The sequence below is a fragment of the Sphingomonas sp. PP-F2F-A104-K0414 genome, assembly GCF_004340945.1.
Taxonomy (GTDB): domain Bacteria; phylum Pseudomonadota; class Alphaproteobacteria; order Sphingomonadales; family Sphingomonadaceae; genus Sphingomonas.
The window spans coordinates 344,333-360,604 of sequence record NZ_SLYD01000004.1 but is presented as its reverse complement, the minus strand read 5'-3'; the positions used below and the strand labels follow the sequence as shown (position 1 = coordinate 360,604).

Below are 16,272 nucleotides of genomic sequence, written 5' to 3'. Positions count from 1 at the left end.
CGTTGGCCATCATAGGGTGGAGGCATGACGTGTCGGGCGAACGCGGCTATTGCCCGATCATGACCCTCATCACCCGGCTGATGCCGCTTCTCCTGCTGACCGCGGCGGCGCCTGCCAAGGAGCCCCCTCTCGCACCTGCATTTTTTGATGCGTTGCGGGTTGCGGATCTCCGCCTGGCGACGATCGCCTATCGCCTGACGACGGCCAATGCGCCGCTTTGCGACAGGCTACAGCCACAGATCGGCATGCCAATTCATGCGCTTAGCCAATATGCCCCGGCGGCACGCGCGACCGCGACGGCGGTCTTTGGATTCGAATCGCTGATCGGCGTCGAGGCGGTGGTGGCGGGTGCGCCGGCGGATCGTGCAGGTATTGCCGCGAACGATTCGCTGGTCGCGATCGGCGAGACTGCGCTGCCCGGACTACCGGCCGCGAACGCGCCGGAGAATGCCGCGGCTCGGGATCGCGCCGAGGCGGCGATCGCCGAGGCTCCGCTGCGGCAGCCGCTGCGCCTGACCGTGCTGCGCAAGGGGCAGCGTCACGCGATCGCCGTGACTCCGGTCGCAGGCTGCCGATCGCGCTTCGAGATTCTGCTCGGCAGCGGTCTCGATGCCAGCGCAGACGGTTCGGTGGTCCAGATCGGCGAGCGCTTCTTCGAAGGCTATACCGATGCCGAGATCGCGGTCGTCGTCTCGCACGAACTCGCGCACAACATCCTGCGTCACCGGAGTCGGCTCGACGCGGCGAAGATCAATCGTGGATTGCTGGCTGAGCTCGGTCGCAATGGCCGCCTCATCCGCGAAACCGAGGATCAGGCCGACCTGCTCGGAATCTATCTGCTCGCCAATGCCGGGTTCGACCCGATGTCCGCGCCGAAATTCTGGCGGGACAAGGGGGGCGCGGTCGATGGCGGACTTTTTCGCAGCCGTACGCATGCCTCGTCCAAGGCGCGCGCCAACGCGCTCGAAGCCGTCGCGCAGGCGATCGCGGCCAACCCGGTCCGGCCGATCATCCCGCCGGTCGTCGCGACGCGGGACGTGCCGTTGCGCTGACGATCGATCGCGGCTGGTCGGGCCAGATCCCGCGCGTGTCGAGCACCGCCTTGTCGGCGCGCTCCTCGAGCGGAATCGATTTGAAGACGTCGTGATCGACCAGCACGACCATGATCGGGCAGGTCTCGATCGCGGTATCGACGTCGATCAAGGTCGCACCGGTAGCGGCAAGCGCTGCGGGCAGGGTCCTGGCATAGGGCTCGACGATCCGGACGCGGTCGCCAAAGGCGTCCGCGACGGCTTGCGCGACTTTCAGCGCAGGGCTTTCTCGGAAATCGTCGATGTTCGCTTTGAAGGCGAGGCCGAGGCACGCCACCGGCGCGCCGGGCATCGATTCTACCAATGCCGCCACCTGCGCGATGACATGTTCGGTTTTGCCGTCGTTTACCTCGCGTGCGGTCCGGATCAGCGGGGTCTGGTCGGGGGCGGCGTGGACGAGGAACCAGGGATCGACCGCGATGCAATGCCCGCCGACGCCCGGCCCCGGCTGAAGGATGTTCACGCGCGGATGGCGATTGGCGAGACGGATCACCTCCCACACATCGACCCCCATCGTGTCGGCGATCAGTGACAATTCGTTGGCAAAGGCGATGTTGACGTCGCGAAACGCATTCTCCGTCAACTTCGTCATTTCGGCCGCCCGTGCGGTGGTGGTGACGCACGCGCCACGGACGAAGCGCCGGTAGAAGGTGAGAGCTTTGCGCGCGCAGCGTGGCGTAATCCCGCCGATGACGCGATCATTGTCGATCAATTCGACCAGGATGCGGCCGGGCAGGACCCGCTCGGGGCAATAGGCGATCGCGATATCCGCCTGTTCGCCGGCGCGGCCGGGAACGCGGATGTCGGGACGCAACGTCGCCAGCAGATCGCGGACCTGTTCGGTGGTGCCGACCGGCGAGGTCGATTCGAGGATGATCGTGTCACCCGGTTTCAGCACGCCGGCGATCGTCGTCGCGGCATTCAGGACATAGCCGATGTCGGGTGCATGATCGTCGTCGAACGGCGTTGGTACCGCAATGACGAACACGTCCGCTGGTTCGATCGTCGTCGAGGCGCGCAGCGTTCCCCGCGCGACGACGCCGGAGACGAGCCCATCGAGATCGACCTCCTCGATATGCACGCGCCCCGAGTTGATCGTCTCGACCACCGATTCGGTTACGTCGACGCCGAGTACGCGCGCGCCGGTGCGCGCTATCACCGCAGCAGTCGGGAGCCCGATATAGCCCAGGCCCATGACGACGACGGTGAGTTCAGTCTCGGTCAGCATGCGTGTCCTGTCCCTTTGCCATCTCGGATGCGTCTCCGAGAACGATCCCCGGCGCGATGAAGTTCGTGACGATGGCGGCGATACGCGCGGCGGCGTGGCCGTCGCCGAACGGATTGTGCGCACGCGCCATCGTCGCATACGCGGCCTTGTCGTCGAGCAGCGTGAAGATTTCGGCAACGATTCGCGTCTCGTCGGTTCCGATCAGACGGGCCGTGCCGACGGCGACGCCTTCGGGCCGTTCGGTCGTCTCGCGCATCACCAGCACCGGTTTGCCCAGCGCGGGCGCCTCTTCCTGTACGCCGCCCGAATCGGTCAGCACGATGTCGGCCATGCCGAGCGCCCGGACGAAATGCGGGTAATCGAGCGGCTCGATCCGGGCGACGTTCGCGCGATCGCCGAGAATTTCGTCCATCACCGAAACGACGTTGGGGTTGGGGTGGACCGGGAAGAGAACGGCGACGTCGTCGCGTTCCGCGATCCGTCCGATCGCGCGGGCGATCGCCGCCATCCCGTCACCGAAATTCTCGCGGCGGTGCGTCGTCACCAGGACGATCCGCTTTCCCGCAAAGCGTGCGGCAATCGCGTCCAGCCCGGCGGCGAGCGATGGGTCGGCGGCGACCTTGGCGCTGGTCCAGTGCAGCGCGTCGATCACGGTGTTGCCGGTGACGTGGATCGTGTTGGGCGCGATCGTCTCGCGGCGCAACGCCTCGGCCGACGTCTCGGTCGGTGCGAGATGCAGCGCGGCGATCGGTGCGACGATCCGGCGGTTCACTTCCTCTGGCCAGGGGTGGTAGATATCGCCTGAGCGCAAGCCGGCCTCGACATGCGCGACCGGGACCTTGCGGTAATAGGCGGCGAGCGCACCGGTCATCGCGGTGGCCGTGTCGCCCTGGACGATGACGAGGTCGGGTCGTTCAGCGTCCATCACCTCGCCGATCCCCGTCAGCAGCCGCGCGGTCAGGCGATCGAGCGACTGGCCGGGCTCCATCAGATCGAGGTCGATATCGGGCGCGAGATCGGCGATCGCCAACACCTGATCAAGCAACCCGCGATGCTGCGCCGTGACGCAGGTGCGCACCGACAGGCTCTGGTCTTCAGCCAAGGCACGGATAACCGGGAAGAGTTTGATCGCTTCGGGACGCGTGCCGAATATGACGAGAATTTTGGACATGGAACCTTCGTAGCGCATCGCGTTTAATGACGCGCTAACCGGCCGTGACGTTTGATCGATTGGTCAGCCCGATTTGCACTGATCCGTAACGACCGATAAACACGCCGGAAAGATTGCCGATCCGACTATAATCCTGGAGTTCAGAATGACTATAAAGCCACTGCGCAAGGCTGTATTTCCGGTGGCTGGACTTGGCACCCGCTTTTTGCCCGCCACGAAGGCGATGCCGAAAGAAATGCTGACCGTCGTCGACAAGCCGCTGATTCAATATGCGGTAGAGGAAGCCCTTGAGGCTGGTATCGAGCAGATCATCTTCGTGACCGGCCGCGGAAAGGGTGCGCTCGAAGATCATTTCGATATTTCGTACGAGCTTGAGGATACGATGCGCGCGCGCGGCAAGTCGCTCGATGCGATCAGCCATATTCGGATGAAGCCGGGTTCGCCGGTCTATGTCCGCCAGCAGGAGCCGCTTGGCCTTGGCCATGCGGTATGGTGCGCGCGCGAGATCGTCGGTGACGAGCCGTTTGCGGTGCTGCTCCCCGACGAACTCATGGTCGGCAAGCCCGGCTTCATGAAGCAGATGGTCGAGGCGTATAATAAGGTCGGCGGCAACGTCATCGGTGCGCTCGAAGTGCCTGATTCGGAAACCGACAAATACGGCATCATCTCGCCGGGCGCGATCGACGGCCGGCTGACCGAAGTCACCGCGCTGGTCGAGAAGCCCAAGCAGGGTACCGCGCCGTCGAACCTGATGATTCCCGGCCGCTACATCCTCCAGCCCGAGGTGATGCGGATCCTGGAGACGCAGGAAAAGGGTGCGGGTGGTGAAATCCAGCTGACCGATGCGATGGCGCAGCTGATCGGCAACCAGCCGTTCCACGGCTTCACCTTCGATGGCCAGCGTTACGATTGCGGCGACAAGGGCGGGTATATCCAGGCCAATCTGGCGATCGCCTTGTCGCGCGATGACATCGGCCCGGGCGTTCGTGCATTTGCCGAGCGTCTGCTAGCGAACTGATCGAGCCGATACGCCTAGCGCGGGTCTAGTATCGTGCGATCCTCCCCCCTGGAGGGGGAGGATCCTCGAACCCGCACCGTAACGTATCACTTCAGCGCGATGGTCGTTTCCGAAGGCGTCGTCGCCACCATCGTGGTCTTCGGCATGTCGAGCCCCGCGGCGCTCCACTGCGCCGCCGTCTTGCACGTTCTGTTCTGAAGGTGGCTGCCGGTGACGGCCGGATCGGTCACGCAATATTTCTGCATCTTCGCATCGTATTTCAGCTTCGTCGTCGGCTGCGACCCGGCCGCGAGGCTCGGCGCGGCGGTGACGAGAACGGCGGCGGCGATGAAGCTGTTCAGGATGAGCGATGGCATGATGGCGTCCTTCGGATCGTTGGTGTCGCAACCCGATCGGGTTACAGGACGATCAATGCACCGAGTGTGCCAGTTTACTAATACGGTGCTACACGAGGTGTAACTCGTTGAATTTGCGAGGCGTTTCGCGATTGCCGTGTCGCGCTACGGAAATGACCGCTCTGTGCGCCGTACCATGATCTGGCGTGCCGTACGGGACATTGGCGCTTTCAGCGTTCCAGCAACCGCGGCATCAGCTCGACGAAGTTGCAGGGCCGGTGGCGGCTGTCGAGCTGGTCGCGCAGGATGCCGTCCCAACCGTCCTTCACCGCCCCGGTCGAGCCCGGCAGCGCGAAGATATACGTGCCATGCGACACGCAGGCGCACGCGCGCGACTGGACCGTCGACGTGCCGATCGTCTGGTAGCTGAGCATGCGGAAGAGTTCGCCGAAGCCGGGAATCATCTTCTCGGCGACCTGCTCCACGGCCTCGGGCGTCACGTCACGCCCCGTCACGCCGGTGCCGCCGGTGGTTATGATGCAATCGATCTCGGGATCACCGATCCAGGCGTGGAGACGCGAGACGATCGTCTCGACATCGTCTTTCTCGATCCGGCGATCGGCGAGCACGTGTCCGGCTTCGGTCAGCCGCGCGACCAGTGTATCGCCCGAGCGATCCTCGGCAAGGCCGCGCGTGTCCGACACGGTCAGCACGGCAATCCGCACCGGTAGGAACGTCCGGCTTTCGTCGATCGGCATGAAACTCAGTCCGCGCGCGTGACGGTGGTGGACTGCGGCCCGACGCTGGCATTCACTGCGACGGTAGCGTTCAAGGGCGCCGTGCTGGCACGGTATTGCGTATATGGCTTGGCAGCCATCCGCACTGCGGTCGCGCCGGGCAGGCCGGGGAAGCGCGGCCACATGCCCTGCGCCAGTGCATTACGGCTGACCGACGCCTTCTTGCCGCCCTGTGCCTCGTACATCCAGTAGTTGCGCAGCACGGTTGTGACGTAACCGCGCGTCTCCCAGTACGGGATGCTCTCGATATACATCAGCGGATCGCCGTCATCATGGACGATCGCGTTCCAGTCGCCGACCGGGCGCGGCCCCGCGTTATACGCCGCGATCACCTTGGGCAGCAGGCCCCCGGTCACGCCCGCCATATCGCGCAGCCGCTCCAGATGGCGCTGGCCGATGTCCATGTTGGTCGATGGCTTGGTCAGCGCCTTCATGTCGATCGAGGTGCCACGCTCGCGCGCGAAATCTGTCGCGGCGGCGGGCATGATCTGCATCAGGCCATACGCGCCGGCCGGGCTCTTCACGGTGTTGCGGAACCGCGATTCCTCGAGCGTGTGCGCGTAGACCAGCGCCTTGTCGATGTGCCAGCCGCTGTCCGGCGTCCAGTTCGGCGTCGGATAGCGCGCCTCGGCAGTCGACGTGACCCCTTGCGGACAATTATGCGCAAGGAAGACGGTGGTCGCGGGCAGGCTCAGCGCTTCGGAGATACGGACCAGATTGCCGAATTCGCGCGGGTCGCCGATCTTGGCCTGCTGACGGATAACGGTATCGGCCAGGTCGGTCTCGCCGACCTCGACCAGCGCTGCGGCGACGCGGACGTTCGGACGCTTGCCGACCACTTGCCAGTCGCTTGCGACCAGCCCGCCGACCGAATTGCCCTTGTCCTTCATCGCGAGCTGCTGGCGCGCGAGCTGGCCATAAAAGCTCTCGCTGAACTGCGCCGCCGCCTTTAGGCGACCCTCGATCTTGTCGGGACGCGAGCACACCATGTCGGCACGCGACGCCCAATACAAAGCCGCCGCACGCAGATCGACGTCGCCCGCACGCGCTGCGACGCCCTCGAACCCGCTCTCGGCATTCGCACAATCATTCTGCCGCCACGCCGACAGTGCATTGACCCAGCGGCCCTGGACCGCCCAGTCGCCGACGCCGTCCTGCGCCTTGGTCGCCATGACCCGCGCGTTCACATCGTCGCCTTGCAAGAAATAGATCCACGCGATCTTCTGCTGCCATTCGGTCAGCGCCTCCGGGGTAAGACCGGGCGTGCTCTCCAACAGGGACTGCGCTTCGCGGCCCATATCGGCCTTGACGTAAGGCTGCATTTTCAGCGCGAGATCGGCGGCGATCATGTCGCCCTTCAGGCTCTTCGCGCGGACGCGACGCGGCGCGCCGTCCTGCCAGATCAGTCGCTGTGCGACCGGCAAGGGGGGCAGGCCAACCGCACCGCGCATCGACGCGAGCCGCGCAATCTGCTCGGCCTCGGGCAGCTCGGGCGCTTCGTTGAGCAGCGCGACCAGCGGCTCCATCTCGACCCTGGGCGATCCCTTCGCCGTATACATTTCGGCGCGCGCGATCGCGTGCAGCGGGCCGGGCTTCATCGTGTCGAGCTGGATCTGCGCGTCGGTCCACTTGCCGTCGCGGATCGCCGCGAACACCGTCTTGTACGCCTCGCGCTGGCCCGCATCGAGCTGGTCGGGGATCTGCTCCAGCGTCGGCGCGCCGACCAACTTCGTCGTCCCGAGCCGGGCGTCGCCGCTAGGCTCGCCGGCTACGGTCGCTGCCAGAGCTGGGAAGGGAAGGGCGCTCAGCCCCAGAACGATAGCTAGAGTCCGAATCATCTCACACCCTCTTGCGTCTGTCCGCGCATCAGCATCTGCAAATCCTTCCAGGCCTCGGCCTTGGCCGCCGGCTTCTCGATCAGGAACCGCGGATGAAAGCTCGCGACTACGCTCGTTTCTCCGGTCTTATGGTTAAACCCGTGTAAACGCCCGCGCGCCGCCTGTAATTCCGTCCCGAGGATCGCACGGCTCGCCGCATTGCCCAGTAGAAGCAACTGCTTGGGGGCGACCAGGCCGATGTGATGCTTGGCGATTTCCGCGAGCCGCTCCTCGACCTCGCTCTGGATCCGCCCCGCGGTCGGCCGCTTCGCGCAGACCGCCGCAAGGTGTACTTCGTCACGCGTCAGGCCGATCGCCGCAAGCATCTTGTCGAGCAACCGCCCCGAAGCGCCACTCAGCAACGCACCCGCATCTCCGTCGTCGCGGTCCGGGCAATCGACAAGCACCATGACCGTAGCGTCAGCCGGGCCCACGGCCGAAAGCGAAACCCCGCTCCAGTCCGCTTCGGGAACCTCCGCACCACTTCGCCAGTTGAGGAAGTCGGCCAGCAAATGCGGCATCGCAGACGGTGCCACGGCCGGTGCGGCAGGCGCCACGGCGGGCACGACAAGCGGTTCAGGCGCTGCAAACCAGTCGCGCGGCGCGTCGTCGACGAGCGTGTCGACGCCAGCCTCGTGCCACCAGTCGAGCGCACTCGCCGCAGCATTTCGCCAGTCGATGGTTTGGTCCGCCCCCACGCGGTAACCTATGCTGCACGGTTGACGTGGCGGTCAACTCGCGCAATCGCCATATTGGATAAGACGGTGCCGGCCCGAGCCCGAACGAAGGGCAGGGGCGGATAGACTGGGCAAGAGGGGAGATCCCCCGGGAGACGATGATGACGACACGTGAATCGATGCCCTATGATGTGGTGATCGTCGGTGCAGGTCCGGCGGGGCTTTCGGCAGCGATCCGTCTCAAACAATTGGCGGCCGAGAAGGACGCCGAGATCAGCGTCTGCGTGCTCGAAAAGGGCTCCGAAGTCGGCGCGCATATCCTGTCCGGCGCGGTCATCGATCCGAAGAGCCTCGACGAGCTGCTGCCGACCTGGCGCGAGGACGGCTGCCCGCTCGCCGAGGTGCCGGTGACCGAGAACCATCACTGGATTCTGAGCAAGACGAAGAAGAGCGAGATGCCGCACTTCGTCACGCCGTCGTTCCTGCACAACAAGGGCACGTACACCGGCTCGCTCGGCAACCTCTGCCGCTGGCTCGCGGGCAAGGCGGAGGAGCTCGGCGTCGAGATATTCCCCGGCTTCGCCGCCGCCGAAATCCTGTTCAACGACGACGGCTCGGTGAAGGGCGTCGCGACCGGCGACATGGGCGTCGCGCGCGACGGCACGCACAAGGGCGACTACACCCCGGGTCTCGAACTCCACGCGAAGTACACCTTCTTCTCGGAAGGTTGCCGCGGTCACCTCACCAAGGAGCTGATCCGGACGTTCGCGCTCGACAAGGACAGCGATCCGCAGGTCTACGGCCTCGGCATCAAGGAATTGTGGGACATCGATCCCGAACTTCATGTCCCCGGTCGCGTCATCCACACGCAGGGCTGGCCGCTGTCCGAAACCGAAGGCTCGAACGGCGGCGGCTGGATCTATCACCAGGCGAACGGCCAGGTCTCGATCGGCTTCGTCACGTGGCTCAACTACACCAACCCGCATCTCTCGCCGTTCCACGAGATGCAGCGTTGGAAGACGCACCCCGAGATCGCCGCGCTGCTGAAGGGCGCCAAGCGCGTCAGCTACGGCGCCCGCGCCATCAGCGACGGCGGTTTGCAGTCGATCCCCAAGCTCGTGATGCCTGGCGCAGCGCTGATCGGCGACAGCGCCGGTTTCCTCAACGTGCCGCGGATCAAGGGTACGCATACCGCGATGAAGTCCGGCATGATGGCCGCCGAAGCTGCTGTCGAGGCGATCGTCTCGCAGCGCGGCCATGACGAACTCGCCGCCTATCCCGAGGCGTTCGAGAAGTCGTGGGTCAAGAAGGAGCTGTCGGTCGTCCGCAACGTCGTGCCGCTGGTCAAGAAGTTCGGCGACCTGATCGGTTCGGGCCTTGCCGGCATCACGATGTGGCTCGAGCATCTAGGGATCAAGGTCCCCTTCACGATGCACCATCATCCCGACCATGAGAGCCTGTGGCGCAAGGACCTCGTCAAGCCGATCGCCTATCCGAAGGCGGATGGCGTCCTGACTTTCGACCGCCTCTCGTCGGTGTTCATCTCGAACACCAACCACGAGGAGGACCAGCCGGTCCACCTGACGCTCAAGGACCCGGCGGTACCGATTACGTACAACCTGCCGATGTATGACGAGCCAGCGCAACGCTATTGCCCGGCCGGCGTTTACGAGGTGGTGGGCGTCGAAGAGGGCGATCCCAAGTTCGTCATCAACGCGCAGAACTGCGTCCACTGCAAGACCTGCGACATCAAGGACCCCACCCAGAACATCAACTGGGTCGTACCCGAGGGCGGCGGAGGCCCCAATTATCCCAACATGTAAGCCCGTATTCTTCGCACTCGGTCTCGTCCTGGCAGCGCCTGCCACGGCCGGGACCGGTGATCTCTCCGCCTATCTGAAGGCCCGCGCGGCCGACGCCGCGGGCAGGCCGGACCTCGCCGCCGCCAGCTATGCCAAGGTGCTGGCGGCATCGCCCGACGATCCCATCGTCGCGATCCGCGCCTACCGCGAGGCGCTGGAGGCCGGCAACATGCCGCTCGCGACGCGCGCCGCCGCGGTGCTAGGCAAGGCCGGCGTAGCCCCCGCCGACGCCGCGCTTCTCCCGCTCGCCGATGCCGCGCGACAGGGCGACACCAAGGCCGCGAGCGCCGCCATCGCCACGCTCGCCACCGGTCCTCTCGTGGTGCTCGCGCCCTCGCTCTACGCCTGGGTCGCGCACGCCGAGGGTCGCGACCCCGAACCGTCGCTCGCCACCGCCGCGAAGGACCCCGTCGCCAACCGCTTCGCCACCGAAACGCGCGTGCTGATCGCCGCGGCGCCGGCCAAGCAACCGCTCGCGATCGGCGTGTCGCGCCTGCTTGCTCGCCTCGCCAGCGACCTCGCCGCGGGCGAACCCTCGCCGCTGTCGATCGCGCTGACGCAGGCCGCGCTGCGCGCCGACCCCCACTATGACGGCGCGCGCATCCTCCTCGCCGACGCACTAGCCCGCAACAAGGTCGTCGACCGCGCGCTCGCGGTCCTCGACGAGATCGACCCGAAGGGCCCGTCCGCCGGGGCCGCCGCCGCCGAGCGCATCGACATCCTGTCGAACGCCGATCGCGACGGCGAAGCGCTTGCCGCCGCCAAGAACCGCGTCGACCAGAAGGGCGCGGAGCCCGCCGACTGGCAACGTTACGCCGACCTGCTGCTGACCACCGGCAACCCCGCCGAAGCCGCGACCTGGTACCAGCGCATCATCGCTGCCGACGGTGCCAAGGGCGGCACCTGGGCGGCGTGGCTGCAATATGGCGGCGCGGTCGACCAGGCCGGCCGCTGGCCCGAAGCGCGCGACGCACTGGAAAAGGCCGTCGCCCGCGGCCCCGCGCAACCGCTCGCGCTCAACTATCTCGGCTTCGCGCAGGTCGAGCACGGCGACGACATCCCCGCCTCGATCCGGCTGCTCGAACGCGCCACCCGGATCGATCCGACCAACGCGTCGATCACCGATTCGCTGGGCTGGGCCTACCACCTCTCCGGCGACACTGCGCGCGCGTTGCCGCTGCTCGAAACCGCCGCGCAGGCCGAGCCCACCAACGCCGAGATCGCCGACCATCTCGGCGACGCCTATTGGAGCACCGGCCGACACTATGAAGCGCGCTACGCCTGGCGCGCCGCCGTGCTGACCGCCGAACCGAGCGACACCGCGCGCCTGACCGCCAAGATCGCCAACGGCCTCCCGCCAAAAGCCCGCCGCTGATCTCGCGCCGCCGCCGGGAGAGGGAAGGGGCCGCACTATCCGCACCACCACGAGATCGCTGCGCCCGCGGGAATGGCGGGAGCTTGTTAGAAAAGCCCGCCCACAGCACCGTCCGTCATCCTGACGAAAGTCAGGACCCAGAGCCAAACACGACGCCGATCGTTACCCTGGATCCTGACTTTCGTCAGGATGACGCGCTTAAACCCGCAGACATGATGCGTATTACGCTAAGCCGCGCTCCACCCTTCTTAGCCAACGCCCCGAGACCCGCAATGCCCGCCATCACCGAACCCGCCCCCGCCAAGATCAATCTCGCGCTCCACGTCCGCCGCCGCCGCCTCGACGGCTATCACGATCTCGAAACCCTGTTCGCCTTCGCCACGGACGGCGACCTGATCACGGTAGAAGCCGCCGAGTCCAACACTTTCACCATAACCGGCCCCTTCGCAGCAGCACTCCTGCCGCCCCCCGACATGGCCCCATCCCCCGACACCACCCCAACCCCCAACACCACCTCGGTCTCCAACACCCCCCCGGCGAAGGCCAGGGCCCAATTGGGAACGGCCAATGACGAAGCACCCCGCTCGCCCAACGCCACCCCAGGCACCGCCCCCTGGAGCGGCAACCTGGTGACCGCCGCAGCCGACGCCTTCACCGCCGCCTTCACCCCCAACGCCCACCACGCAATAACCCTCGAAAAGCACCTGCCGATAGCCTCGGGCATAGGCGGAGGCTCGGCCGACGCCGCCGCCACGCTTCGCGCGCTCGCCCGCCTCCACGAGGTCCCAAAAACCGAACCCCGCCTCCACGAAATCGCCGCAAGGCTAGGCGCAGACGTCCCCGCCTGCCTCACCAACCGCACCACGCTCGGCACCGGCAAGGGCGACACGCTCACCGCCCTCGAAGGCCTGTCCGGCACGCCGCTGCTCCTCGTAAACCCGGGCGTCGCCGTCTCCACCGCTGCCGTGTTCAAGACCTGGGACGGCCAGGACCGGGGCCCGATCCCCGAAGGGACGCTCCTCGACCGCGCAAAGGCCGGCCGCAACGACCTTGAACCCCCCGCGCTCGCACTGGCCCCCGAGGTCGCCCAGGTCCGCGCGCTCCTCGACGCGGCGCGCGGCGTTCTCCTGTCCAGAATGTCCGGCTCCGGCGCCACCTGCTTCGCCCTGTTCGAAACGCCCCAGGCCCGAGACGCCGCCGCCACCGCCGCGCGAGCCCGCCGCTGGTGGACCCTCGCAACGACCGTGGCCTGACGAAAAGTGCCACCAGCGATGACGCGATTGCGCGGTCATGCGATCACACCACCCCCGTCATCACGCCACCCCCGTCATCCTGACGAACGTCAGGACCCAGAGCCATGAATGAAACCGCCCGCAATTCGCCATCTCAAGGCCGCTGATGGGCCGACCGCCGCCAAGCCCATGTGCGAGCAAGCCGATCCGTTCTCGACCAAACTCTGCCCAGCCACGCGTCATCCCGGACCTGTTCCGGGATCCACCGTGCCGCAAATCCGCGGTCTCTGAGGGTGCGGGTCGGCAGATGCCGGAACGAGCCAGGCATGGCGGCAGAAGAGGGCAGGGGTGATCGACTGCGGCTGCCAGCAAACAAACGCGTTTTTCCGCGCAAACCCGCCGTTCCCTACTTGTTCCGCAAGAACAAAGAGAATACATGGTGTTTGACGCGTTGAATGGCACGCGCGCTTGCTTTAGCGATGGGAGCATATTCGATGGCCGCTAATCTGAAAGTGATCGACACCGGCATGGCAACCGCAACCAACGACCGGCAGAAGGCGCTCGACGCCGCGCTGGCGCAGATCGACCGCGCCTTCGGCAAGGGCTCGGCAATGCGCCTGGGCTCCAAGGAAACCATGCAGGTCGAGGTCATCTCGACCGGCTCGCTCGGGCTCGACATCGCGCTCGGCGTCGGCGGCCTGCCGCGCGGCCGCGTGATCGAGATCTATGGTCCGGAAAGCTCGGGCAAGACCACGCTCGCGCTCCACGTGATCGCCGAAGCACAGAAGGGCGGCGGCACCGCGGCATTCGTCGATGCCGAGCACGCGCTCGACCCGGTCTACGCCAAGAAGCTCGGCGTCAACATCGACGAGCTGATCGTGTCGCAGCCCGACACCGGCGAGCAGGCGCTCGAGATCGTCGACACGCTGGTCCGCTCGAACGCGATCGACGTGCTTGTCGTCGACTCGGTCGCAGCGCTCGTGCCGCGCGCGGAAATCGAAGGTGAGATGGGCGACAGCCATGTCGGCCTCCAGGCCCGCCTGATGTCGCAGTCGCTGCGCAAGCTGACCGGTTCGATCAGCCGTTCGCGCTGCATGGTGATCTTCATCAACCAGCTCCGCATGAAGATCGGCGTCATGTACGGCAATCCGGAGACGACAACCGGCGGCAACGCGCTGAAGTTCTACGCCTCGGTCCGCCTAGACATCCGCCGCATCGGCGCGATCAAGGCCGGCGAAGAAGTCACCGGCAACCAGACGCGCGTGAAGGTCGTCAAGAACAAGGTCGCCCCGCCGTTCAAGCAGGTCGAGTTCGACATCATGTACGGGCAGGGCGTGTCGAAGCTCGGCGAGATCCTCGATCTCGGCGTGAAGGCCGGGCTCGTCGAGAAGTCGGGCGCCTGGTTCAGCTACGACAGCGTCCGCCTGGGGCAAGGCCGCGAGAACTCGAAGACGTTCCTCAAGGACAACCCCGAAACCGCCGACCGCCTCGAAAAGCAGATTCGCGCGCGCACCGACAAGGTCGCCGAGGAAATGATGGCCGGCCCCGACGCCGAAGACGACGTATAAACCACTAAACCCTCTCCCTCCGGGGAGAGGGAGGGGCCCATGCAAAGCATGGGAGGGTGAGGGCACGCGGTTGATCGTGCAGGGCGTGTCGACATCGGGCTGCATCGGCGTCAGCCTCGACTTTGCGCTGGCGAGGGTCTCTACGTAGGCACCGCACCGCACCGCACCGCCCCAACACCCCACCCCGGCGAAGGCCGGGGCTCAATTGGAAAGGTGGCAATAACGAAGCGCGGTCGTTCGTCACGATAGGCCCAAACCGAGCCCCGGCCTCCGCCCGAGGTGGCGGCTCCCACCGAACTGCAGCACGCGCCCCAATGTTCTCCCGCGAAGGCGGGAGCCCAGTCTGGATCCCCGCCTTCGCGGGGAAACAAGAAAGTGCGAACTGCCGCATAGAGTGCAGACCGCCGCGAAGCCAATTAGCGGGCTCGACGAAGCCTTCAAATACCCAACCCCAAACCCACGCGAGCGTCTATACTTCCTATACTTCACGCCAAACCACCGCCCCTGATCAAACCATGAGGCACCCCTACCCATGACAACCGCCTATGACTGGAGCGGCAGAATAGGCGACGTCTGGGCCGAAGAATGGCGCCGAACGGACCGCAGCTTCACCAACCTGACCCCACATTTGAACGCAGCGATCCTCGCCGCCGCCACGCCCAAAACCCGCAAGATCATCGACATAGGCTGCGGCGCCGGCGCGACCTCACTCGCCACCGCGCAAGCTCTCCCAAACGCGACGGTAACCGGCATAGACCTCTCACCAACCCTGATCGAGATCGCCAGATACCGCGGCAGAACCGCATCCAACGCCAGCTTCGAGTGCGCGGACATCACCGCCGCCGCCCCGAACCACGCCCCAATCGACCTCCAATCGACCTCTACGTCTCCCGCCACGGCGTCATGTTCTTCGCGGACCCCGTCGCCACCTTCACGACACTAGCCGAAGCCGCTGCCCCCGACGCGACGCTAGTCTTCTCCTGTTTTGCCAACCGCGCCGCCAACCGCTGGGCCACCGAAATCATCACCGCGACCGGCGGCAATGCCGACGCGCCAGCAACCACCGCACCCGGCCCCTTCGCCTTCGCCGACCCGACCTACGTCGCGAATATCCTGCAAAAATCAGGCTGGCATGCCGCTTCACCCGAGCGAGTCGAATTCGCCTACCGGGCTGGGAAGGGCACCGACCCCGTAACCGACGCCGTCGATTATCTTCGTCGCATCGGCCCCGCGGCATCCGCCATCCGCGACGCTGCTCCAGAGGAACGCGAGCGCCACATCGCGCGTCTCACCCAGGTCTGCGAACGGTATTGCGACGGCGACACGGTGGAATTCCCCGCCGCCGCCTGGATCTGGACCGCGCGCAAATCGTCCGAATAAAAAACAGGGGGCTCAGCATGATTATCGTCCACCACCTCGAAAACTCGCGATCGCAGCGGATCCTCTGGATGCTCGAGGAACTCGGTCTCCCCTACGAGATCAAGCGCTACGAGCGGAACAAGGCAACGATGCTCGCCCCGCCTGAACTCAAGCAGGTGCACCCGCTAGGTAAGTCGCCAGTGATCGAAGATGATGGCCAGGTGGTCGCTGAAACGGGCGCGATCGTCGAATATCTTGTCGACAAGGCGGACGGCAGGCTAGGCGCCCCCGCCAACCGCACCGACGCGCTGCGCTACCGCTTCTGGCTCCATTATGCCGAAGGTTCGATGATGCCGCCGCTGCTGCTGAAGCTCGTCCTCGCGCGCATCCCGATCATGGGCAAGGCGGCGACCAAGAAGATCCAGCCAATGATCGACGTCCATCTCGACTACGTCGAATCCGAACTGTCGCAACGTCCCTGGTTCGCCGGCGCCGAGATGACCGCCGCCGACATCATAATGAGCTTTCCCTTGGAAGCCGCCCGCAGCCGCGGCGGCCTTGACGAGTCACGCCCTGCAACGATCGCATGGCTTGCCAAGGTTCACGCGCGGCCAACGTATCAGTCGGGCCTCAAGAAGGGCGGCCCCTACGCCTACGCCTAAGTAGCGCAAGTCGGGAACCA

15 protein-coding genes are annotated in these 16,272 nt (G+C 65.8%); 9 read left to right on the top strand and 6 right to left on the bottom strand.

Annotated features, from left to right (window positions below; translation table 11 throughout):
- The first annotated feature begins 59 nt into the window (after positions 1–59).
- Positions 60–1,052, top strand: coding sequence for a M48 family metallopeptidase (locus C8J46_RS11640; RefSeq protein WP_165886530.1), 993 nt, complete (start codon positions 60–62; stop codon positions 1,050–1,052).
- On the opposite strand, the gene wecC is transcribed toward C8J46_RS11640, so the two are convergent.
- Positions 1,009–2,319, bottom strand: a complete 1,311-nt coding sequence (wecC, locus tag C8J46_RS11635) for a UDP-N-acetyl-D-mannosamine dehydrogenase (protein WP_132739076.1) — start codon at positions 2,317–2,319, stop codon at positions 1,009–1,011. The two genes, C8J46_RS11640 and wecC, sit on opposite strands and share 44 nt — an antisense overlap.
- Complete coding sequence (gene wecB, locus C8J46_RS11630) at positions 2,303–3,490, bottom strand: UDP-N-acetylglucosamine 2-epimerase (non-hydrolyzing) (RefSeq protein WP_207894159.1); 1,188 nt, start codon at positions 3,488–3,490, stop codon at positions 2,303–2,305. Before wecB ends, wecC begins: the two co-directional genes overlap by 17 nt.
- A gap of 145 nt (positions 3,491–3,635) precedes the next feature.
- Between wecB and galU the strand changes: the two genes are divergently transcribed.
- Complete coding sequence (gene galU, locus C8J46_RS11625) at positions 3,636–4,508, top strand: UTP--glucose-1-phosphate uridylyltransferase GalU (protein ID WP_132739070.1); 873 nt, start codon at positions 3,636–3,638, stop codon at positions 4,506–4,508.
- Between the two features lie 86 nt (positions 4,509–4,594).
- Here the strand turns inward: galU and C8J46_RS11620 are convergent, their stop codons facing one another.
- The 4 genes from C8J46_RS11620 to C8J46_RS11605 form a co-directional block, all read right to left on the bottom strand.
- Positions 4,595–4,864: a hypothetical protein gene (locus C8J46_RS11620; RefSeq protein WP_132739067.1), complete on the bottom strand. Its 270-nt coding sequence runs from the start codon at positions 4,862–4,864 to the stop codon at positions 4,595–4,597.
- A gap of 209 nt (positions 4,865–5,073) precedes the next feature.
- Positions 5,074–5,601 (bottom strand): molybdenum cofactor biosynthesis protein B, encoded by a 528-nt coding sequence (gene moaB, locus C8J46_RS11615; protein ID WP_132739064.1) that lies wholly within the window; start codon positions 5,599–5,601, stop codon positions 5,074–5,076.
- 5 nt (positions 5,602–5,606) lie between these two features.
- Complete coding sequence (locus tag C8J46_RS11610) at positions 5,607–7,478, bottom strand: lytic transglycosylase domain-containing protein (RefSeq protein WP_132739060.1); 1,872 nt, start codon at positions 7,476–7,478, stop codon at positions 5,607–5,609.
- Complete coding sequence (locus C8J46_RS11605) at positions 7,475–8,215, bottom strand: uracil-DNA glycosylase (RefSeq protein ID WP_132739057.1); 741 nt, start codon at positions 8,213–8,215, stop codon at positions 7,475–7,477. Before C8J46_RS11605 ends, C8J46_RS11610 begins: the two co-directional genes overlap by 4 nt.
- Before the next feature lie 140 nt (positions 8,216–8,355).
- Between C8J46_RS11605 and C8J46_RS11600 the strand changes: the two genes are divergently transcribed.
- From C8J46_RS11600 to C8J46_RS11565, 7 genes are all read left to right on the top strand, one after another.
- Complete coding sequence (locus C8J46_RS11600; RefSeq protein ID WP_132739054.1) at positions 8,356–10,017, top strand: electron transfer flavoprotein-ubiquinone oxidoreductase; 1,662 nt, start codon at positions 8,356–8,358, stop codon at positions 10,015–10,017.
- 136 nt (positions 10,018–10,153) lie between these two features.
- On the top strand, positions 10,154–11,431 hold the full coding sequence (locus C8J46_RS11595) for a tetratricopeptide repeat protein (RefSeq protein WP_243643342.1): 1,278 nt from the start codon (positions 10,154–10,156) through the stop codon (positions 11,429–11,431).
- Positions 11,432–11,703: 272 nt separating this feature from the next.
- The gene (locus C8J46_RS11585) at positions 11,704–12,684 is read left to right on the top strand and encodes a 4-(cytidine 5'-diphospho)-2-C-methyl-D-erythritol kinase (protein ID WP_243643362.1); all 981 of its coding nucleotides are present in this window, start codon (positions 11,704–11,706) and stop codon (positions 12,682–12,684) included.
- Between the two features lie 473 nt (positions 12,685–13,157).
- Complete coding sequence (gene recA / locus C8J46_RS11580; RefSeq protein ID WP_132739051.1) at positions 13,158–14,231, top strand: recombinase RecA; 1,074 nt, start codon at positions 13,158–13,160, stop codon at positions 14,229–14,231.
- A gap of 532 nt (positions 14,232–14,763) precedes the next feature.
- Positions 14,764–15,174: a class I SAM-dependent methyltransferase gene (locus C8J46_RS11575; protein WP_132739048.1), complete on the top strand. Its 411-nt coding sequence runs from the start codon at positions 14,764–14,766 to the stop codon at positions 15,172–15,174.
- The gene (locus C8J46_RS11570) at positions 15,135–15,611 is read left to right on the top strand and encodes a hypothetical protein (protein ID WP_132739045.1); all 477 of its coding nucleotides are present in this window, start codon (positions 15,135–15,137) and stop codon (positions 15,609–15,611) included. Before C8J46_RS11575 ends, C8J46_RS11570 begins: the two co-directional genes overlap by 40 nt.
- 17 nt (positions 15,612–15,628) lie before the next feature.
- Positions 15,629–16,252, top strand: a complete 624-nt coding sequence (locus tag C8J46_RS11565) for a glutathione S-transferase (RefSeq protein ID WP_132739042.1) — start codon at positions 15,629–15,631, stop codon at positions 16,250–16,252.
- The last annotated feature ends 20 nt before the right edge of the window (positions 16,253–16,272 follow it).